Origin of the sequence: Streptomyces sp. NPDC059785, from assembly GCF_042732375.1 — a bacterium.
Classification (GTDB): domain Bacteria; phylum Actinomycetota; class Actinomycetes; order Streptomycetales; family Streptomycetaceae; genus Streptomyces.
Genome location: NZ_JBHWHV010000019.1, coordinates 69,483 through 90,891 on the forward strand (window position 1 = coordinate 69,483; position 21,409 = coordinate 90,891).

The 21,409-nt window shown below is 73.3% G+C and carries 16 protein-coding genes; all 16 read left to right on the plus strand.

Features of this window, described 5'->3' with window-relative positions; genetic code table 11:
• Positions 1-70: 70 nt before the first annotated feature.
• The 16 genes from ACFV6E_RS17065 (at position 71) to ACFV6E_RS17140 (ending at position 21,385) form a co-directional block, all read left to right on the plus strand.
• Positions 71-1,816: an IucA/IucC family protein gene (locus ACFV6E_RS17065; RefSeq protein ID WP_385462374.1), complete on the plus strand. Its 1,746-nt coding sequence runs from the start codon at positions 71-73 to the stop codon at positions 1,814-1,816.
• 210 nt (positions 1,817-2,026) lie between these two features.
• Positions 2,027-2,773, plus strand: coding sequence for a 3-oxoacyl-[acyl-carrier-protein] reductase (gene fabG, locus ACFV6E_RS17070; protein WP_385171295.1), 747 nt, complete (start codon positions 2,027-2,029; stop codon positions 2,771-2,773).
• Positions 2,770-3,537, plus strand: coding sequence for a thioesterase II family protein (locus tag ACFV6E_RS17075; protein ID WP_385171292.1), 768 nt, complete (start codon positions 2,770-2,772; stop codon positions 3,535-3,537). Before fabG ends, ACFV6E_RS17075 begins: the two co-directional genes overlap by 4 nt.
• 56 nt (positions 3,538-3,593) lie before the next feature.
• Entirely contained in the window at positions 3,594-4,529 is a 936-nt protein-coding gene (locus ACFV6E_RS17080) for a TauD/TfdA family dioxygenase (RefSeq protein ID WP_385171289.1), read from the plus strand.
• Between the two features lie 77 nt (positions 4,530-4,606).
• Positions 4,607-5,581, plus strand: coding sequence for a TauD/TfdA family dioxygenase (locus ACFV6E_RS17085; protein ID WP_385462376.1), 975 nt, complete (start codon positions 4,607-4,609; stop codon positions 5,579-5,581).
• A 14-nt stretch (positions 5,582-5,595) separates the two neighbouring features.
• Complete coding sequence (locus ACFV6E_RS17090) at positions 5,596-6,552, plus strand: beta-ketoacyl-ACP synthase 3 (protein ID WP_385462379.1); 957 nt, start codon at positions 5,596-5,598, stop codon at positions 6,550-6,552.
• Positions 6,553-6,621: 69 nt separating this feature from the next.
• The gene (locus ACFV6E_RS17095) at positions 6,622-6,867 is read left to right on the plus strand and encodes an acyl carrier protein (protein ID WP_385462382.1); all 246 of its coding nucleotides are present in this window, start codon (positions 6,622-6,624) and stop codon (positions 6,865-6,867) included.
• A gap of 3 nt (positions 6,868-6,870) precedes the next feature.
• Positions 6,871-8,256: a condensation domain-containing protein gene (locus ACFV6E_RS17100; RefSeq protein ID WP_385171278.1), complete on the plus strand. Its 1,386-nt coding sequence runs from the start codon at positions 6,871-6,873 to the stop codon at positions 8,254-8,256.
• Entirely contained in the window at positions 8,253-9,266 is a 1,014-nt protein-coding gene (gene sbnA / locus ACFV6E_RS17105; RefSeq protein ID WP_385462385.1) for a 2,3-diaminopropionate biosynthesis protein SbnA, read from the plus strand. The genes ACFV6E_RS17100 and sbnA overlap by 4 nt, the downstream gene beginning before the upstream one ends.
• The gene (sbnB, locus tag ACFV6E_RS17110) at positions 9,260-10,282 is read left to right on the plus strand and encodes a 2,3-diaminopropionate biosynthesis protein SbnB (protein WP_385171273.1); all 1,023 of its coding nucleotides are present in this window, start codon (positions 9,260-9,262) and stop codon (positions 10,280-10,282) included. Before sbnA ends, sbnB begins: the two co-directional genes overlap by 7 nt.
• Before the next feature lie 91 nt (positions 10,283-10,373).
• The gene (locus ACFV6E_RS17115; protein WP_385462388.1) at positions 10,374-15,242 is read left to right on the plus strand and encodes an amino acid adenylation domain-containing protein; all 4,869 of its coding nucleotides are present in this window, start codon (positions 10,374-10,376) and stop codon (positions 15,240-15,242) included.
• 83 nt (positions 15,243-15,325) lie between these two features.
• Positions 15,326-16,243, plus strand: a complete 918-nt coding sequence (locus ACFV6E_RS17120) for an ornithine carbamoyltransferase (RefSeq protein ID WP_385462391.1) — start codon at positions 15,326-15,328, stop codon at positions 16,241-16,243.
• Entirely contained in the window at positions 16,240-17,658 is a 1,419-nt protein-coding gene (locus ACFV6E_RS17125; protein WP_385171266.1) for an MFS transporter, read from the plus strand. The genes ACFV6E_RS17120 and ACFV6E_RS17125 overlap by 4 nt, the downstream gene beginning before the upstream one ends.
• A complete protein-coding gene (locus ACFV6E_RS17130) occupies positions 17,651-18,415 on the plus strand; it encodes an ABC transporter ATP-binding protein (protein ID WP_385462394.1) in 765 nt (254 codons plus the stop codon). The genes ACFV6E_RS17125 and ACFV6E_RS17130 overlap by 8 nt, the downstream gene beginning before the upstream one ends.
• Positions 18,412-20,901: an FtsX-like permease family protein gene (locus ACFV6E_RS17135; RefSeq protein WP_385462397.1), complete on the plus strand. Its 2,490-nt coding sequence runs from the start codon at positions 18,412-18,414 to the stop codon at positions 20,899-20,901. Before ACFV6E_RS17130 ends, ACFV6E_RS17135 begins: the two co-directional genes overlap by 4 nt.
• A gap of 268 nt (positions 20,902-21,169) precedes the next feature.
• Positions 21,170-21,385 (plus strand): MbtH family protein, encoded by a 216-nt coding sequence (locus ACFV6E_RS17140; protein WP_385176246.1) that lies wholly within the window; start codon positions 21,170-21,172, stop codon positions 21,383-21,385.
• The last annotated feature ends 24 nt before the right edge of the window (positions 21,386-21,409 follow it).

The following is a 21,409-nucleotide window of genomic DNA, read 5'->3' on the forward strand; positions in this document are numbered from 1 at the left end:
ACCAGCACAGTGCCGTATGGAACGAGTGGATCGCGTGGACTCCATGCACCCCATGCCCCGCGTGGACGACATGACCGACATGAAAGACACGATCGACATGGCCGGTCGGCCCGACATGGCCGATTCCGCCGAACCCGTGGACGGGGCGGCCGCGGTCGACGGAGCGGGCGTGGCCGGGATGGCGACCGCGCTCGGCGAGGCGGACGTGACCGGGACGGCGGACGTGGCCGGGACGGCGGGCGTGGCCGGGACGGCGGGCGTGGCCGGGACGGCGGGCGTGGGGGAGACGGCGGGCGTGGCCGGGACGGCGGGCGTGGCCGGGACGGCGGGCGTGGGGGAGACGGCGGGCGTGGCGGAGGCGGCCGACGACCTCGCCGTCGCGCCGTTGCTCAACTGCCTGTTGCGGGAGGTGGGCGAGGCCGCCGACGGCCAGGGTGTGTACCGGCTGCGGGCCAGCGGACGGCTGCTGCGGGTCAGCGGCGACCGGCGGCCCACCCGGCCCCAGCTGTACTCGACGGGCGCCTGGCACCCTCTCACCCACGCCGAGCTGGTCAAGCTCACGGCGGACGAACTGCGCCGCCACACCGGCCTGGTCAACTCCGAACTGCCCGCCGAGATGCTCGACAGCCGCGAGGCGGTGGCCGCGCTGCTCGCCGCCCGCGCCCGCCTCGCCCCGCCGGACGACCTCTACCGGCGCTCCGAACAGTCCCTGGTCACCGGGCACCCGCACCACCCGGCGCCCAAGGCGCGCGGCGGCGGACCGGTCACCGCCTGGCTGCCGTACGCCCCCGAGGCGTACGCGGAATTCCCGCTGGAACTGCTCGCCGTGCGCGAGGACGCCGTGGTGGAGGAGGGCGACCCCTCGGCGCTCGACGCCCTCGGCACCGCGCCGCCCGGCTACCGGCTGCTCCCGGCCCACCCCTGGCAGCTCGAACTGACCGCGGCGCAGCCGGAGATCCGCGCCGCCCTCGCGGACGGCCGGCTGCTGCGGCTCGGCCGCACCGCCCGCCCGGTCTGGCCGACGGCCGCCGTCCGCACGGTGTACGCGCCCGAGGACGACCTCTTCCTCAAGTTCAGCCTCGATGTCCGCATCACCAACGACATCCGCCGGCTGTGGCGGCACGACCTGCTGAAGCTGTGCCGCACCGACGCGGCGGCCGGCGCGGCGCTCGCCGCCGGGGACACCGCCGCCGCCTGGCTCGGCGACCGCGGCTACCGCACCGCGGACTTCGCCTTTGAGGAACTCGCGGTACTGGTCCGCGACGGACTGCGCGGGCATCTGCTGCCCGGCGCGACGCCCGTCCTCGCGGCGGCGCTCGTGGAGGGCTTCGACGGCAGCCCGCTCGACCGGGCCGCCGACCCCGGCGCCTGGTGGGCCGCGTATCTGCGGCAGGTCGTGCCGCCGGTCCTCGACGCGTTCGCCCGGCACGGCGTCGTACTCGAAGCGCACCTCCAGAACACGCTGGTGGCCGTCGACGCCGACGGCATGCCCGTACAGGCGCTGTTCCGCGACGCGGAGGGCGTGAAGGTGCTGCCCGGCGTGACGCGCGCGGCGGGCTGGGAGCGGCTTGTGTACTGCCTGCTCGTCAACCACCTCACCGAACTCGCGGCGGTGCTCGCCGAGCGGCGCCCGGGGCTCGATCCGTGGCCCGCCGTACGGCGGGAACTGCTGCGCCACGGCGACCTGCCGGAGGTCGGGGAACTGCTCCGTGCGGGGGCCCTGCCGGGGAAGACGAATCTGCTTCTGCGGTGGACCGGAGCGGATGGTGCGGACGCCCGGTATGTTCCGTTGCCCAATCCGCTGGCCTGCGTTTAGCGCACCGCTGGAAGGGTCGTTCGTCGGCTGCTGCGCCGTCGTGGCTGGTCGCGCAGTTCCCCGCGCCCCTAGCGGGCCGCGCCTCCAGCGGGCGCGGCCACGCGGCATCTCATGCCTGATGCAGGCTGCCTATAGGCCGGATATAGCCCCCGAACACACGCTCAACTCACCCGAACGGATGGGGGAGAGATGGCGGAGCTTGGGGGACAGATGCCGGAGCAACCGACTCAGACAGCGCTGGTGACCGGAGGATCCCGGGGGATCGGGCGCGCGGTCGCCACCCGGCTCGCGAACGACGGGTTCGACGTCGCGATCTGCTACCGGTCCGACGAGGGCGCGGCGGAGCAGGTGGCCAAGGAGATCCGGGCCGCGGGCCGCCGGGTCCTGACCCGCCGGGTGGACGTGGCCGACCGGGTCGGCGTGCGCGCGTTCGTCGCCGACGTGGAGAACGACCTCGGCCCCGTGTCGGCGGTGGTGACGTCCGCGGGCATCACCCGGGACCGCCCGCTCGCCCTGATGCAGGACGACGAGTGGGACTCCGTACTGCGCACCAACCTCGACGGGACCTACAACCTGCTGCGGTCCGTGGTGCGGTCGATGATCCGCCGCCGCGAGGGCACCGTGGTCACGCTCTCCTCGGTGGCCGGCGTCGTCGGCAACGCCGGGCAGACCAACTACTCGGCGTCCAAGGCCGGCATCATCGGCCTGACCCAGGCGCTGGCCAAGGAGTTCGGCCGGTACGGCGTACGGGCCAACGCGGTCGCCCCCGGCTTCATCGACACCGAGATGGTCGCCGGGGTCCCCGAGTCGGTCGCCAAGGAGGCGATGGGCCGGATCCCGCTGGCCCGCTTCGGCACCCCCGCCGAGGTCGCCGCCCTGGTCTCCTACCTGGTCTCGCCGCAGGCCGAGTACATCACCGGCCAGGTGGTGCGGATCGACGGCGGCATGGCGCTGTGACCGGGACGGGGATCTGGTTCCGCCGCTACCGGGGGACGGTGGCGCCGCGGCTGCGCCTGGTGTGCTTCCCGCACGCCGGCGGCAACGCCCGGCTCTTCCACGGCTGGGCCGCCCGGCTGCCCGCCGACGTCGAACTCCTCGCGGTGCGCTACCCGGGCCGCCTGGAGCGGATGGACGAGCCGTGCGCGGAGTCGATGGACGAACTGGCCGGCCGGATCTCCGAGGCGCTCGACCCCGAACGCGACCTGCCGCTGGTCCTCTTCGGCCACAGCATGGGAGCCGCCGTGGCCTACGAGGTCGCGGTACGGCTCGAGAGCCCGCACAGCGACGGCCCCGGCCCGGCGCTGCTGCTGCTCTCGGGGCGGGGCGCGCCGCACCGCACCCGGTCCACCGCGCTGCACCGGGCGGCGGACGACGTGCTGGTGGCGGGCGTGACCCGGCTCGGCACCCTCGGCGGCGACGCGTACGCCGTACCGGAGCTGCGCGAGCTGCTGCTGCCGGTGCTGCGGGCGGACTACCGGCTGATCGAGACGTACGAGCGGCCGCGGCCCCCGGTGGTGCGGGCGCCGGTGGTGGCCTACCTGGGCGACCGCGACCCCGGCGTCTCACGGGAGGGCGTCGAGGCCTGGGCGGAGCTGACCGGGGGCGGCTTCACCGTCCGCGCCTTCCCCGGCGACCACTTCTACCTCGCGCCCCAGGAGGCGGCCCTGACCGCCGACATCAGGGCGCGGCTCGCCCGCCTCCCGGTGGGCAGGGCGGCCTGACCCGCCCCGCGCCCCGTACACGACACATCACGGACCACAGCGAAAGGAGAGGTGACATGGCGAATACCGCGGCCTGGGCGCCGACGGAGATCACGGCGGCCGAGGGCGGTGGCCCCGAGGAGCTGCTGCGCCGGGTGGACGCCCTGGACGGCGGCCTGACCGGGGCGCTGACCCGCGAGAAGGCGCTGGTCTTCCGCGGCTTCGGGATCACCCCGGACACCCTGGACCCCGTACTGGACCGGCTGCTGCCGAACCGGCTGGCCTACGTGCACGGCAACTCGCCGCGCACCAAGGTCGGGGGCAACGTCTACACCTCGACGGAGTACCCGCAGGAGTACACCATCTCGATGCACAACGAGATGAGCTACGCCCATGCCTGGCCCGCCCGGCTGGCCTTCTTCTGCCAGATCACCCCCGGCGGCGGCGGAGCCACCCCCGTGCTCGACGCGGCGCTCTGGCTGGACTCCCTCGACCCGGAGGTGCGCGACGCCTTCGCGGGCGGCGTGCGCTACGTGCAGAACCTGCACGACGGCTACGGCCTCGGCAAGAGCTGGCAGGACACCTTCGAGACGGCCGACCGCGGCGAGGTGGAGACGTTCCTCAAGGGCGCGGGCGCCGAGTGGACCTGGCGCCGCGACGGCAGCCTGCGCGTCGAGTCGCTGCGGCCCGCCACCACCGTCCACCCGGTGACCGGCACCGAAGTCTGGTTCAACCAGGCCGACCAGTGGCACCCGGCCGGGCTCGGCGACGACACCGCCAAGGAACTCGCGCAGATCCTCTCCGAGGACGAGCTGCCGCAGTCGGTGACCTTCGCGGACGGCGGCCCCATCCCCGCCGAGTACGTGCTCCAGATCCGCGACCGCGGCCTGGACCACGCGGTCGACGTCGACTGGACCGCCGGCGACCTGCTGCTCATCGACAACCTGCTGCTCGCGCACGGCCGCCGCCCCTACACGGGCGACCGGCGGGTGCTGGTGGCGATGTCCGACTGACCGTCCACGGTCCGAGAACCCTTCCCGACCGGTACGTGAACCGGCCTTCGACGCCGCGACGACCAAGCGAGTTGACCATGACCATCACCTCGGAAGAGATCCCCGCCGGCTGGTCGGGAAGCGGAACCGTGCCCGGCCTGTGCCGGCCGGACGCCCCCGGCCGCTCCATCCACGACTACCTCACCGGGCACCGCGCCGAGCTGCGCGCCCTGCTCGGGCAGCGCGGTTCGCTGCTGCTGCGCGGCTTCGACGTCGGCGGCGTCGACGGCTTCGACCAGACCGTCCGCGCCTTCTCCGGCACCCCGCCGCTGGCCTACGCCGAACGGTCCTCGCCCCGCTCCACCATCAAGGGCCAGGTCTACACGTCGACGGACTACCCGCAGGGCGAGGAGATCTTCCTGCACAACGAGAACTCCTACCAAAGCGTGTGGCCGCGCACGCTCTACTTCTACTGCGTGGAACCGGCCGTCACCCAGGGCGCGACCCCGCTCGCCGACATCCGGCAGGTGCTCGCCGCGATCGACCCCGAGGTGCGGGCCGAGTTCGAGGCGCGCGGCTGGCAGGTGGTGCGCAACTTCCACACCGGCTTCGGCGTGCCCTGGCAGGAGGCGTTCAACACCTCGGACAAGGACGCCGTGGTCGCGTACTGCGCGGAGCGGCGCATCGAGGCCGAGTGGCGGCCCGACGGCGGACTGCGCACCACGGCCGTCCGCCGCGCCGTGCACCGGCACCCGGTCAGCGGCGAGGAGGTGTGGTTCAACCACGCCACGTTCTTCCACACCAGCACGCTGCCCAAGGAGGTCGGCGAGGGGCTGCGCGCGATCTTCGACGACGAGGACCTGCCCACGCACACCTTCTACGGCGACGGCGGGACCATCCCCGACGACGTGCTCGACCACCTGCGCGGCTGCTACCGGGCGGCGTCCGTCCGCTTCGACTGGCAGCGCGACGACGTGCTGATCGTCGACAACATGCTCGCCGCGCACGCCCGCGAGCCGTTCACCGGCCCCCGGCGGATCGCCGTCGCCATGGCGGAACCGTCCGAATCCTGACGTTGGGAAGAGAGATGCTCACCACACACGGATCACGCATAGCCGCCCTCGCGGTCTACCGGCCGTCGCGCCTGGTCGGCAACGAGGAGCTGTCGCGGCGGACCACGGTCTCCCCGGAGTGGATCGAGAGCCGCACCGGCATCAAGACACGCCACCACGCGGACGAGGAGGAGACCATCGCCGCGATGGCGGCGGCCGCCGGTGAGAAGGCCGTGGTCGCGGCCGACATCGACCCGGCCGACGTGGACCTCACCATCGTCGCCAGCGCCACCCGCCGCGTCCGCATGCCCGGCGTGGCCCCCGAGGTCGCCAGCCGCATCGGACTGCCGAACTCCGGCGCGTACGACCTGAACGCGGTCTGCGCCGGCTTCACCTACTCACTGGCCATGGCCTCCAACGCGGTACGCCTCGGCGAGGCCCGGCACGCGCTGGTCATCGGCGCCGAGCGGACCAGCGAGTGGATCGACCCCAATGACCCGGACACCTTCGTCATCTTCGGTGACGGCGCCGGTGCCGCCGTGGTCTCCCGCTCCGAGACGGCCGGCATCGGCCCGGCGGTGTGGGGCGCGGACGGCGCGCGGCACGAGGTGCTCGGCATCACGGAGAAGGCCGACGGCCGCGAGTACGTCACCATGAACGGCCCGCTGGTCTACAAGTGGTCGACGGCCACCATGCCGGACGTCGCCCACCGGGCGTGTGCCGCCGCCGGAGTCACCCTGGAGGACATCGCCTGGTTCGTGCCGCACCAGGCCAACCAGCGGATCATCCGCACCCTGACGGACAACCTGGGCCTGCCGCAGGACCGCGTCGTCAACGACGTCGTCGACACCGGCAACACCTCCGCGGCCTCCGTGCCGCTGGCGCTGGGCCGCCTCAAGGAGAGCGGCCGCGCCACCCCCGGCGAGAAGGTCCTGCTGCTCGGCTTCGGCGCGGGGCTGACCTACGCGGGCCAGGTCGTCGACATGCCCTGAGCGCACCACCTTCCTCGTACCACTTCTGCTCACTCCACACAGAGAACTCCACACAGAGACGGAACCGTCATGACCAGAGACGAAATGATCGTCGAGATCATCAACCTCACCCTGCGCACCGCCCCCGACCTGGAGGGCGAGGTGAGTGCCGACTCCAGCTTCGAGGAGCTCGGCATGGACTCCCTGACCCGGATCGACCTGCTGGCCGCCGTGGAGAAGGCCTTCAACCTGTCGGTACCGGACGACAAGGTCGGCGACCTGCTGCGGGTCAGTGACGTCGCCGACTTTCTCCTGACGCACAAGGCGGGAGTCTGACCCATGAGCCACACGGATCCCGGGAGCGGGGCGCTGCCCCTCTCGGTGGGCCAGGAAGGGCTGTGGCTCCTGCACAGCCTGGCTCCCGAAAGCTCCACCTATCACCTCGCGGGAGGTGTCCGCATGGAGCCGGCGCCGGATCCCGAGATCCTGGCGCGGGCGGTCGACGCGGTCACCGAGCGGCACCCCATGCTCCGCTCGGTGTACGCCGACACCGAGGCCGGGCCGCGCCGCCGCGTCCTGCCGCCCGGCGCGACCGGCCGCCTCACCGTGCGTGAGGTGGCGGACGTGGACGACGAGGAACTGCGCCGGATGGTGGACGCGGAGGTCGCCCGGCCGTTCCGCCTCACCGAGGAGGGCCCGTTCCGGGCCGTGCTGCTGCGGCGCGGCACGAAGGACGCCGTGACGGTGATCGTCACGCACCACATCGCCACCGACGCGCTCTCGCAGTGGCTGCTCTGGCGCGACCTGCTCACCGCCTTCGCGGACGCGGCCGCGGGAAAGGACCCGCGTCTCGAACCACCGGCCACCGACTTCGACCACTTCGTGCGGGCCGAGCGGACCCTGCTCGACTCCTCGCGCGGCGCCCGGCAGGCCGAGTTCTGGCGGGAGGAGTGCGCGGGTTCCCAGGCCGGGGAGTTCCCGACCGACCGGCCCCGCCCCGCCGCCCCGGCGAGCAAGGGCGCCAGCCTGGTGCGCCGGCTGCCCGACGCGCTCTCCGAGCGCATCCGGACCGCCGCCGCCGGACAGGAGGTCTCCCAGTTCGCCGTGGCGCTCGGCGCGCTCCAGGCGCTGGTGAACCGCTGGACCGGCATGCGGGACTTCCTCATCGCCTGCCCGGCCTCGGTCCGCCGCTCGGCGGCCCGCGAGGTCGTCGGCTACTACGTCAACCCGGTGCTGGTCCGCGCGCGGATCGACCGCAGCGCCACCCTGGGCCGGGTCGTCGCCGACGCCGCGGACCGCATCCGGCAGGCCACCGCCCGCGCCTCGTACCCGTTCCCGCTGGTCGCCCGGGACGCCGGGGACGCGGGGCCGCTGTACCGGATCTCCATGACGATGGTCGCCACCGACCGCTTCGACGGCGGCATGGAGGTGGCCGCGGCCGGGGTGCCGATGGAAGTGGGCGGCGTCACCGTCACCTACCTGGAGATGGCCCACCTGGAGGGCCAGTGCGACGTGTCCCTTGAAGTCCTGCGGGACGCCAACGGGCTGACCGTCGCGCTGCGCTACGACACGGCGCTCTTCGAACGGGCCACCATGGAGCGCCTCTTCGACCAGTACGTACGCTTCCTGACCGCCGCCGTCGACGACGCGGACCGCCCCGTCGGGCGCATCCCGCTGACCGACGGCGACGACAAGCGGGCCCTGCTCGCCCTCGGCGCCTCATGACCGCGCCCGTGCTCCACGGCATCCTCGACGGCGTCGGCGACACACCCCTGGTGGAACTCACCGGACTGCTGCCCCGGCTCGGCTCCCGCGTCTTCGCCAAGCTGGAGGCGTTCAATCCGGGCGGCAGCGTCAAGGACCGGTCCGCGCTCTCCATGCTGCTCGGCCGGATCCGCAGCGGCGACCTGGTGCCCGGCCGGTCCACCGTGGTCGAGTCCTCCTCCGGCAACCTCGCCATCGGCATGGCGCAGATCTGCCGCTACTTCGGCATCGACTTCATCTGCGTCGTCGACCCCAAGACCACCGAACAGAACCTGGCGATCCTGCGGGCCTACCGCGTCACCGTCGACATGGTCACCGAGGTCGACCCCGAGACCCGCGCCTACCTGCCGACCCGCGTCAAGCGGGTACGGGAACTCGTCGCGAGCATCCCGGGCGCGTACTGGCCCAACCAGTACGCCAACCCCCGCAACCCGCTGGCCCACGAGCGCACCATGCGCGAGATCGCCGAGGCGCTGGACGGCCGCGTCGACTACCTGTTCTGCTCCACCGGCACCGGCGGCACCCTCACCGGCTGCGCCCGCTACATCCGCGAACACCGGCTGCCCACCACCCTCGTGGGCGTGGACGCCCTCGGCAGCGTGCTGTTCGGCGGGGTCCTGGGGCCGCGGCTGCTGCCCGGACACGGCGCGGCGGTACGGCCCGCGCTCTTCGACCCGGCGCTCGCCGACGAGGTCGTGCACGTCTCCGACCTGGAGTGCGTGGTGGGCTGCCGGGCGCTCACCGACCGCGAGGCCATCCTCGCGGGCGGCTCCTCCGGCGCGGTCACCGCCGCCCTCGGCAAGTTCGCGGCCCGCATCCCGGCCGGCCGCAACATCGTCCTGATCTTCCCCGACCGGGGCGACCGCTACCTCGACACGATCTACTCCGACGCCTGGGTCCGCGCCCACTTCGGAGAGGTCTCCCAGCTGTGGCAGGAACCCGAACTCACATCGGCGGTGGGCGCATGCTGATCATCAAACACGGGCAGGTGGACGGGCTGCTGAGCGGCCACGAGAAGGAGATCGTGGACCTCGTCGCCGAGGCCTACGAGCGGCACGACGAGGGCCGCACCGTACTGCCGCACTCCGTCTTCCTGCGCTTCCCCGACCGGCCCCGCGACCGCATCATCGGCCTGCCCGGCTACCTCGGCGCCGCCGCCGGGGACGACACTCCGGGCAACGAGGTCGCCGGCCTGAAGTGGATCTCGTCCTTCCCCGGCAACGTCGCCGCCGGACACGAGCGCGCCAGCGCCGCGATCCTGCTCAACTCCCTTCAGACCGGGCACCCCGAAGCCCTCATCGAGGGCTCCCTCATCTCCGCCCGGCGCACCGCCGCCTCCGCCGCGCTCGCCTCCCGGCTGCTCCTGGACGGCCGCCGGCCCACCGGCGTCACCCTCGTCGGCACCGGCGTCATCAACCGCGAGGTGCTCCGCTTCCTCGCCGTCGTCCACCCCCACCTCGACTCCCTCGCCGTGTACGACACGGACCCGGCCCGCGCCGCCCGCTTCACCGCCGACCACGCCCGGCTGCTGCCCGGCGCCCGGGTACGGCACTGCGCGAGCCTCGACGAGGCGCTGGCCGCACACGACCTGGTGTCCTTCGCGACCACCTCCGCCACCCCGCACACCGGCCTCGACGCCTGCCCGCCCGGCACCGTCGTGCTGCACGTCTCCCTGCGCGACCTCACCGTCCCCGCGATCCTCGGCGCCCACAACGTCGTGGACGACCCGGACCACGTCTGCCGCGAGCGGACCTCGCCGCACCTGGCCGAACAGCACACCGGCGGCCGGGACTTCATCCACGCGTCGATCGGCGCGCTGCTGCGGGGCACCGCCGAGCCGGTCCCGCAGGACGGCCGCCCCGTGGTGTTCTCCCCGTTCGGACTCGGTGTGCTGGACCTGGCCCTGGCCCGGTTCGTCCGCGACGAAGCACGCGCCCGGGGCACCGGCACCACCATCGAGGGCTTCCTGCCCGGCCGCACGCCCTGACGTGACGCCCCGGGGCGCCGCCCCGCCCCGGGGCCAGTCCCGCACCGCGACCCGTACCCGATCACCACCTCTGGACCTCTGGAGAGAAGAGATGTCTGTCCCGCTGCACGAACTGATCTCCCGTCAAGCCGTCCGTACCCCCCAAGCCATCGCGGTCGACGACGCACGGGGGACGACGACGTACGAGCAGCTGGACCGGCACGCGAACCGCGTCGCGCGGCTGCTGCGCGAGCGCGGCGTCACCCCGGAGGAACGGGTCGCGGTGTGCCTGCCCCGCACCCGCGAGCTGCCCGCCGTGCTCCTCGGCGTGTGGAAGGCGGGCGCCGCCTACGTACCGCTGGACGTCGCCCACCCCGCCGAGCGCACCGCCTGGATGGTCCAGGACAGCGGCGCCCGGCTGGTCCTGACGGTGCGCGGCTCCGCGCCCGAGGGACTGGCCGAGGGCACCGCGCTGCTCCTGGACGACCCGGCCACCGGCCTCGACGCCCTGCCGGACACCGACCCCGAACCGCTCGCCGCCGACCCGGCGGGCGCCGCCTACCTCACCTACACCTCGGGCTCCACCGGCCGCCCCAAGGGCGTCCTGGTGGAGCACGCCGGCATCGCCAACCGGGTGAACTGGACGGTCCGCGCGCAGGGCCTCGGCCCGGCCGACCGGATGGCGCAGAAGACGGTCCTCACCTTCGACGCCGCCGCCCTGGAACTGTTCGCGCCGCTCGTCGCGGGCGGCACCGTGGTGATGGCACCGCAGGGCGCCGAGTCCGACCCGGCGCTGCTCGTGCGCACCCTCACCGAACAGCGCGTCACCGTCCTCCAGGGCGTCCCCTCCGTGCTGCGGCTGCTCACCGACGAACCCGGCTGGGCCCGGTGCACCGGACTGCGCCTGGTGTTCTCCGCCGGTGAGGCCCTGGACGCCGAGCTGTGCCGCCGCCTGAGCGAGCCGACCGGCGCCACCGTCTGGAACACGTACGGGCCCACCGAGTGCTCCATCGACGTCACCGCCCAGGAGTTCGACCCCGAGGTGCACACCGAGGCCGTACCCATCGGCCGTCCCCTCGACGGACTGCGCGTCTACGTCCTCGACGAGGAGTTCGACCCGGTGCCCATCGGCGTCGTCGGCGAGGTGTACGCGGCGGGCACCGGCCTCGCCCGCGGCTACGCGAACCGCCCCGCGCAGACCGCCGAGCGCTTCCTGCCCGACCCGCACAGCGGCGACGGCAGCCGTATGTACCGCACCGGCGACCTCGCCCGCTGGCGCTCCGACGGCAGCCTCGCCTACCTCGGCCGCGTCGACCACCAGGTCAAGGTCAACGGCGTCCGCATCGAACCCGCCGAGGTCGAGGCCGCCCTGCACGCCCACCCCGACGTACGGTCCGCCGTCGTCGGCGCGTACACCGCGAACGGCGCCACCCGGCTCGTCGCCCACCTGGTCGCCGGGCGCCGTATCCCCCGCGACGAACTGCGCAGCTTCCTGCGGCGGCGGCTGCCCGAGCCGATGATCCCCGCCCAGTTCGTGCCCGTGGACGCCTTCCCGCTGACCGCCAACGGCAAGGTAGACCGGGCCGCCCTGCCCGACCCGGCGTCCCCCGAGGCCGCCGCGACCGGTGACACCCCCGCGCACGTCGCGCCCCGCACCCCGGCCGAACGCCTCGTCGCCGACGTCTGGGCGCAGCTCCTGAAGGTCGAGAACGTCGGCGTGCACGACGACTTCTTCGCGCTCGGCGGCTCCTCCCTGGTCCTGACCCGCCTCGCCGTCGCCCTCGCCAAGGCGTCAGGCGACGACATCCAGCTGCGCGGCCTGTTCGGCGCCTCCACCGTCGAGGCACAGGCCCGGCTCCTCGAAGAGGCCCGGCCCGCCGTGCCCGAGGTGGTACCGGTCGACCGCCGGGCGCCGCTGCCGCTCTCCTTCGGCCAGCACCGCCTGTGGTTCCTCGACCGCATGCACCCGGGCAGCCCCGAATGGGTCGCCCCGCTCTTCCTGCGGCTGCCCGCGGGCACCACCGAGGACACCGTCCGCACCGCCCTGAACTCCCTGGAGGAGCGCCACGAGGCGCTGCGCACCCGCTACGTCCTCCAGGGCGAGGAGCCCCGCCAGCTCGTCGTCGACGCGGCTCCCGTCGAACTGCGCGTCGAGAACGCCGGCGAGGCCGACCTGGAACGGCTCTTCGGCGAGCAGTTCCGCCGCGGCTTCGACCTGACCGACGGACCACTGTGGCGGGCCCTGCTCGTCCGCGTCCCGCTCGGCGGCCCCGTCCTGCTGGTCACCGCCCACCACATCGCGAGCGACGGCTGGTCCACGGTCGTCCTGGAACGCGAGATCCGCGAACTGTGCGCGGCCGCCGCCGAGCACCGCGCCCCCGCCCTGCCCGCACCCGCCGTCCAGTACGGCGACTACGCCGCCTGGCAGGCCGCCCGCTCCGACGACACCGTCCTCGACCGCGAACTCGACTACTGGAAGACCGCCCTGCGCGGGATGCCCGAACTCCAGCTCCACACCGACCGGCCCCGCCCGGCCCGCCGCGACGGACACGGCCAGGGCGTACGGTTCTCCGTGCCCGCCACGCTCGCCGACGCCCTCAGCGGCATCGGCAGGCAGCACGGCGCCACCCCCTACGCCGCCCTCCTCGCCGCCTTTGCCGCGCTGCTCTCCCGCTACAGCGGCCAGGACGACTTCGGCGTCGGCAGCCCTGTCACCGGCCGGCTGCGCCCGGAGACCCAGGACACCGTGGGCTTCTTCCTCAACTCGCTCGTCCTGCGCTGCGACCTGACCGGCGACCCCACCTTCGCCGACCTGCTCGACCGGACCAAGGAGACCGTCCTCTCCGGCTTCGCCCACCAGGAGCTGCCCTTCGAGCGCCTGGTGGACGAGCTCCAGCCGGTCCGCGACCTGTCCCGCACCCCGCTCTACCAGGTCGCCTTCGACCTCCAGGACGAGGGCGCCACCACGGTCGCCGCCGACGGTGTCCTCATGGACGCCTTCCAGGGCGCCTGGCAGGTCGCCAAGACCGACCTCACCCTCTTCGTCTGGCGGCACGCAGACGGCTCCCTCACCGGCGCCTTCGAATACGCCACCGCGCTCTTCGAGCACACCACCGTGGAACGCCTGGCGGACCATTTCGTCCGCCTCGTCCAGGCCGTCGTGGACGCCCCCGGCACCCCGCTCTCCGCGATCGACCTCACCACCGTCCACGAACACCGCCTCCTCCGCCTCTGGAACGACTCGGCGGTCCCGGTACGCGAGACCTCGGTCCCGGAGCTGATCGCGGAACAGGTGACGGCCCGTCCGGACGAGGTCGCGCTGGAGTCGGCCGATCGCGTCCTGTCCTACGCGGAGTTGGACGTACGCGCGAACCGTCTGGCGCATGCGCTGCGTGCGGCGGGTGTCGGCGCCGAGTCGTCGGTGGCGGTGCTCCTCGACCGTTCGGTCGATCTGGTGGTGGCGCTGCTGGCGGTGTGGCGGGCGGGTGCGGGTTACGTGCCGATGGACCCGGTGCTGCCGGGCGCGCGGATCGCGGGGATGGTCGCGGACGCGGGCGTTCGGACGGCGGTCACCTCCGCCGAGTACGCCGACCGGTTCGGCGTACCGGTGGTGCGGGTGGACGAGGACCTGAGCCGGCACCCGTCCTCCGCGCCCGGTGTCCTGGTGGACCCGGACTCGGTGGCGTACACGGTCTTCACGTCCGGTTCGACGGGCCGTCCCAAGGGTGTGCAGGTCTCGCACCGCAGCCTGGCCAATCACATCGACTGGGCGGTACGTGAGCTGGCGTCGGCCGGTTCCGGAGGCGCGCCCGTCTTCTCCTCCGTCGCCTTCGACCTGGTGGTGCCGAACGTGTGGGCGCCGCTCGCGGCCGGTCAGCGGACCTGGCTCTTCGACGGTGAACTGACCGGTCTGGGCACGGCGTTGGCCAAGTCAGGCCCCTTCTCCTTCATCAAGCTCACGCCCGGCCATCTGGAAGTCCTCTCGGGTCAGCTCTCGGACGAGGAGATCGCCGTGCTGACGGGCCGGGTCGTCGTGGCCGGTGAGGCGCTGCCCGGTGCGCTGGTCGACCGGTGGCGCCGGGTCCTCGGGGACGGGAAGGTCCTCAACGAGTACGGGCCGACCGAGACGACCGTCGGTACGTGTGTGTTCCCGCTGGTGGAGGCGTTCGAGGGGGTGGTGCCGATCGGGCGTCCGCTGCCGAACATGACGATGCGGATCCTCGACGGGCATCTGCGGCCGGTTCCGGTGGGGGCGGTCGGGGAGTTGTTCGTCGGGGGTGCCGGGGTGGCCCGTGGTTACGTGGGTGATCCGGTGCGTACGGCGGACCGGTTCGTGCCCGATCCGTACGGTCCGGCGGGCAGCCGGATGTACCGGACCGGGGATCTGGCGCGGTGGCGGTCGGACGGTGCGGTGGAGTTCCTGGGCCGGATCGACGACCAGGTGAAGGTGCGCGGATACCGGATCGAGCTGGGTGAGGTGCGGGCGGCGCTCGTCGTCCAGCCCGGCGTCTCGGATGCCGCGGTGATCGTGTCGGATGAGGACCAGCGGCTGATCGCCTATGTCGTCGGCGAGGTCCCGGATCTGACGGACGTACTGCCCGAGTACATGATCCCGTCCGCCTTCGTGCGCCTGGATGCGATCCCGCTGACCGCCAACGGCAAGCTCGACCGGCGGGCGCTGCCCGACCCGGACGAGAACGCGGCCGATGCCTACGTCGCCCCGAGCACGCCCACCGAGGAGCGCATCGCCGCGATCTGGAGTGATCTGCTCGGCAAGCAGGCCGGCGCGCACGACAGCTTCTTCGACATCGGCGGGCACTCCATCCTCGCGGTCCGGCTCGTCTCGCGGCTCCAGCAGGACTTCGACCTCGACCTGCCGATGCGGGTCGTCTTCGAGCGGCCCACCATCGCGCAACTGGCCGTGGACATCGAGGACCGGGTCCGGGCCGAGATCGACGCGGAGCTCGCCGGATCCTCCTGACCGACCGGCCGGCGAGTGGCCCGACCGGCCGGCGAGTGGCCGACCCCTCCTGACCGACGAGTGACCGAGTGAAGGACGTCCCGATGCGCCACCTCATCTCACTGACCGATCTGACCGACGACGAGCTGCACGCGCTGGTCGCCCGCGGGGCGGAGTTCGCCGCCGGGGCGGTCGCCAAGCCGCTGCGGGACGAGGTGGTCGGCGTCTACTTCCGCCGCACCTCGACCCGTACCCGTACCGCCTTCACCAGCGGGGCGCTGCGGCTCGGCGCGCAGACGGTGACCTTCGGACCCGGCGACCTCCAGCTCAACACGGGGGAGACCACCGAGGACACCGGCCGGGTGCTGTCCGGCATGCTGGACCTGCTGGTGGCGAGAACCGCGGACGCGACCGGGGAGCTGCGCACCTGGGCGGCGGCCGGACCGATGTCGGTGGTGAACGCGATGACGGCGGAGGAGCACCCGACGCAGGGGCTCACCGACCTCACCACGCTGCACCGCCACTTCGGCCGGGTCGAGGGGCTTCGGGTGCTGTACGTGGGCGAGGGCAACAACAGCGCCGCGGCGCTCGCCCTCGGCCTCACCCGCTACCCGGGCACCGAGCTGGAGCTGCGCACCCCGCCCGGCTACGGTCTGACGCCGGACATCCTGGCGACCGCCGGCGAGCAGGCGGCGCGCAGCGGGGCGAAGGTGTCCGAGCAGCACGACATGGCGGCGCTGCCCGCCGGGTTCGACGTCGTGTACACCACCCGCTGGCAGACAACGGGCACCAGCAAGCCGGACGCGGACTGGCGCACGGTGTTCGCGCCGTTCCAGGTGACCGGCGCCCTGTGGGAGACCAGCCCCGGCGCGGTGTTCCTGCACGACCTGCCCGCCCACCGGGGCGAGGAGGTCACCGCGGACGTGCTCGACGGACCGGCCAGCCTGGCGTTCGCCCAGGCCACGCACAAGCTGCACAGCGCGATGGCGGTCCTCGAATGGTGCCGGGCCGCCCGTCCATGAGAAGGAAGCGCAGAGCCCGCCCCGACGCGAGGGGCGGGCAGAAGCACAAGCTGCCGTCGCTGCGCAGCTACCGCGACTTCCGGCTGCTGTGGACCGGCTCGGCGATGTCGGTCATGGCGGAGCGCTGCTCCGGGATGGCCTTCACGCTGCTGGTGCTGTGGAGCACCAGGTCGGAGAGTGCCGCGGGCATCGTCGGGTTCGCCGGGCTGCTGCCCTCGCTGCTCGTGCAGCTGCCCGCGGGCGTGCTGGTGGACCGGCTGAACCGGCGGCGCGTGATGATGACGTGCGTCGTGGTGCGGATGATCGCCGTGGCGACGGTCGCCCTCTCCCTGCTGGGGGACGAGGTGTGGGTCTGGCACATCGCCCTGGTGGCGTTCGTGCAGAGCAGCATGACCGTCTTCTACCAGCTCTCGGAGCGGGCCATGGTGCGCGGTGTGGTGCCGCGGCAGCAGCTCAGCGCGGCGATGGCCACCAACGAGGCCCGCTCCCGCGGCGTCAACTTCATCGCCAATCCCACCAGCGGGGCCATGTTCGGCCTGTCGGCGTGGGTGCCGTTCATGTCCAGCGTCGGGCTCTACCTGGGCTCGCTGATCACCCTGATCCGGCTGCGCGCCGAGCCGCAGCCGCCGCGCCGGCCGCGCACCGGGCGCCCCCCGCTGCGGTCCGAGGTCGCGGTCGGCCTCAACTGGGTCTGGGGACGGGCCTACTTCAGGACGGCGCTGCTGATCATCTCGGTCAGCAACCTGGTGTTCCAGGGGCTCATCCTGACCGTGGCCGTGGTGATCAGGGAGGACGGCGGCGCCGCGGGCACCATCGGCCTGATCATGGCGGCGGGCGGCATGGGCGGGCTGTGCGGGGCGCTGTCCGGCGGCTGGCTGAACCGGCGGCTGTCGATGGGGCAGATCATGATGCTCGCGCACGGCGCCTGGGCCGTGGTCATGCCCACAGCGGTGTTCTTCCGGCAAGCCTGGGCACTTGGGGTGCTTTTCTACATAACGTCGTTTATAGGAGCCACTGTTACGGTCTCCGGCATGGCCTACCAGGTGCGCATCACCCCCAACGACATGCAGGGGCGGGTCGGCAGTGTCGTCATGCTCCTGGTGTCCGGGGCGAGTTCGCTCGGCGCGCTCGGTACCGGATATCTGCTGGAGGCGGTCGGCAGCCGGCACACCCTGACAGCGCTGTCGGCGGTGATGGCTGCCCTCGCCCTGGTGGCGGCCGTCGTCTTCAGCAGACCCGGCGCGGCCCGGGAGGACCGCGCGGACAGCACCGAGAGCACCGAACCTCCCGACGCGGTGCACACCACCCCGGTACCGGCGGCGCTGCCGGTCCCGGACGTGCCCGCGCCGGCCTCCGTCGTGGACGGGACGCCGGCCGATCCCCTCACCCACGAAGCACGGAGTACCGATGGATGACGCAGTGCGGCTCGAGTCGCTCACCAAGACCTACGGGTCGGGGGAGAGCGCGGTGCCGGCCTTACGCGAGACCAGCCTGTCCTTCCCGCGGGGCAGCTTCACCGCGATCATGGGGCCCTCGGGCTCCGGCAAGTCGACCCTGCTCCAGTGCGCGGCCGGGCTCGACCGGCCCACGTCGGGCCGGGTCCTCATCGACGGACAGGACACCTCGGGCCTGAACGAGACCCGGCTCACCGAACTGCGCCGCGCCGCCACCGGGTTCATCTTCCAGTCGTTCAACCTGCTGCCGTCGCTGACCGCCGAGCAGAACGTGGCGCTGCCGATGCGGCTCGCGGGCCGCAGGCCGGGCCGCGGCGCGGTACGGCAGGCGCTCGCCCAGGTCGGCCTGGAGAAGAAGGCCGGCAGCAGGCCCAGCCAGCTCTCCGGCGGACAGCAGCAGCGGGTGGCCATCGCCCGCGCCCTGGTCGCCCGGCCCGCCGTGCTCTTCGCGGACGAGCCGACCGGCGCCCTCGACATGTCGACCGGGCGCGAACTCCTCGGCACACTGCGGGCGCTGGCCGGTCCCGGCGACGGTGACGTCGACGGCACCGGCGACCGGGTGACCACCACCATCGTCATGGTCACCCACGACCCGAACGTCGCCGCGTACGCGGACCGGGTGCTGTTCCTCGCCGACGGCAGCCTCGTCGGCGAACTCCTCCAGCCGACCGCCGAGGACGTCGCCGCCCGTATGACGCACCTGGCGGTGTCCTCGTGATCAGGGTGGCCTTCCAGACCCTGCGGGCCCGCTGGGTGTCGTTCCTCGGCACGGTGGTCGCCCTCGTCCTCGGGGTCGCGCAGGTCGCGGCCATGGGGCTGCTCGTCACGACCGCGTTCGACCTGCCCGACCGGCCGGTGGAGCGCTTCGCCGGCGCGGACGCCGTGGTGCGCCCGCTGTCGGACGGCTGGAACCCGGCCCACCACGACCTGGGCGTCCGCTCGCCCGAGGCGGCCCGCGGACTGAGCACCGAACTGCGCGACCAGGTCACCGCGACCGGGCGGACCGTCGTGGACCGCTCCTTCTACGCGCAGCTGCGCGGCGGCCCCGAGGACCAGGTCGGGCACCCGTGGCCGGTGGCGCGCTTCGGCGGCTACCGCCTCACCGACGGCGCGGCGCCCACCGGGGACGGACAGCTCGTCGTCCCCTCCGACCAGGCCCGCACCGGCGACAAGGTGACCGTGCTGACGGCGTCCAGCGTGCGGACGTACACCGTCAGCGGCACCGTCGCCCCCGTCGGCTACGAGGACGCCGTCTTCTTCTCCGAGGCCGAGGCCGCCCGGCTGTCCCCGCGGATCGACTCCCTGGTGGCGCTCGGGTCCGCGGACGCGGTCAGGGACGCCGTCGGCGACCGGGCCGACGTGCTCACCGGGCAGGACCGGCACGAGGCCGACGCCAGCGAGGCCGAGGACCGCGAGACCCTCGACAACACGATCACGCTCGTGCCGGTGATGGCGGCCGTCGCCGGGACCACCGCGATCTTCGTGGTCGCCTCCACCTTCGCCTTCGCGGTCGTCCAGCGCCGCCGGGAGGTCGCCCTGCTGCGCGCGGTCGGCGCCACGCCCAGGCAGGTCCGCAAGATGGTCCGCAACGAAGCGCTCCTGGTCGGCGGTCTCGCCGCCGCCGTGGGCACCGTGCTCGGCCTGTTCGGGGCGCAGCTCCTGGCCGACATGCTGATCGCCATGGACATCTCGCCTGAGTGGTTCACCGTCACCCCGTCCCTGCACTGGACGGTGCTCGCGCCGACCGCCGGCGCCTTCCTGGTGGGCCTGCTAGTGTCGGTCGGCGGTGCCGCGGCGGCGGCCCGCCGGGCCGGTTCCATCCAGCCCGTCGAGGCGCTGCGGGAGGCCGCCGTCGACGACACGGGCGTCACCCCGGGCCGCGCCCTGCTGGGCGCCGCCGCCCTGGTCGGCGGCGTCGGCTGGACCGCGTGGATCGCCACCGGCTCCCCGGTGACGGTGCTCTCGCCGACGATGTACGTGATCTCGCTGATGGTGCCGGTGCTGGCGGCCGCGGTCCTCGCGCCGCTGGCCGTCGGACCGCTGGCCCGGCTGCTGATGCGGCCGTGGCGCCGGGCCGCGGGACCCACCGCGATGCTGGTCCGCGAGAGCGTGCTGACCGCCCGCCGCCGCACTGCGGCGACCGCCGCGCCCGTCCTGCTCACCGTCGGCCTGTCCTTCTCGCTGCTCGCCGCCACCGACTCGCTCGGCGCGGCCCGGGACAGCGGTCTGCAGAACCGGGTCGTCTCCCAGTACGCGCTGGCCCCCGACGACACCCCGGGCATCAGCACCGAGGTGATCGACAAGGTGGCCGAGGTGCCCGGCGTGCAGATCGCCGCGCCGCTGCTCACCACGGTGTACTGGAAGGACGAGGACCGCTACGACGAGAACGACGGCCTGGTCGTCGACCCGGAGGCGCTGAAGCGGACCATGGACCTCAAGGTCATCGAAGGGTCCCTGGACGACCTCGACGACAACAGCATGGCCGTCGCCGACCTGTGGCACATGGACCTCGGCTCCACGCAGGAGGTGCTGATGGCCGACGGCAGCACCCAGCGGCTGAAAGTCGCCGCCGTCTACAAGGCGCTGCGCGGCGAGGACGTGGCGTACCTGCCGGAGCGGTTCGCCGACACGGCGCTGTACGCGCGCGACGGCCTGGCCCGCCGCGCGTACATCACCCTCGACCCGGGCACCGACGAGGACAAGGCCACCGCCGCCATCGAGAAGGCGATCGCCGGCAGCGGCGCCGACTTCATGACGCGGGACCAGCTCGTCGCCTCCGAGGCCGCCTACGCCAAGCACCTGACCGAGGTCAGGCAGCGCTCCACGGCCGTGATCATCATGCTGTTCTGCTTCATCGCGATCCTGAACACGCTGCTGATGGCGACCGCGGACCGGCGGCGCGACCTGGCGATCCTGCGGACGGCGGGCGCCACGCCGCGGCAGGTGCTGCGGTTCTTCGTCGCCGAGTCGCTGCTGGTGTCCGCGATCGGCGTGGTCCTCGCGCTGGCCGCCACCGCCGTCAACCTGGCCGGGCTGTGGGGAGCCCTGTTCCAGCTCTTCGGCACCACCCCGATCGTCGCGCCGTACGCGATCGTCGCGGGCGTGGCGGTGATCTCCACGCTGCTCGCGCTGCTCGGCACGGTGCTGCCGGTCGGCGCGGCGCTGCGGGCCCGTGCGGTGCAGTTGATCGGAGCCCGCGAGTGACCCGGTAGCGCCCCTTTGTACGACCGTCCGCACCGCCCCCGGACCACACGGCCCGGTCCCGCCACCCCCGTCGGGACCGGGCCGTGTGCCGTACGCCGGGGGCGCCGCCGTGTCCGGCCCCGGCGCCCCCGTGTCCCAGCCCGGCAAGGCCCGTAAGAGAGCCGGTAAAAGCCGGTAAGAGCGCCGGTATAGGCCGCCGTCGGACGCTGGTCGCGCATCCGACCACCGGCCACGGCCTTCTGGCCTCCGGCCTCCGAAAGGACACGTCATGGCTGACGAGCAGACCGACGACCGCACCTACCTGGTCGTCCTCAACGACGAGGAGCAGTACTCGATCTGGGCCGCGGACCGGGAACTCCCCGCCGGCTGGCGCGCCGAGGGCACCGAGGCCTCGCGGCAGGACTGCCTGAAGCGGATCGAAGAGGTCTGGACGGACCTGCGCCCGGCGAGCCTGCGCCGCCGCATGGAGCAGGCCTCCGCCTGACCACGGTCCACGCCCCCCGGCCCA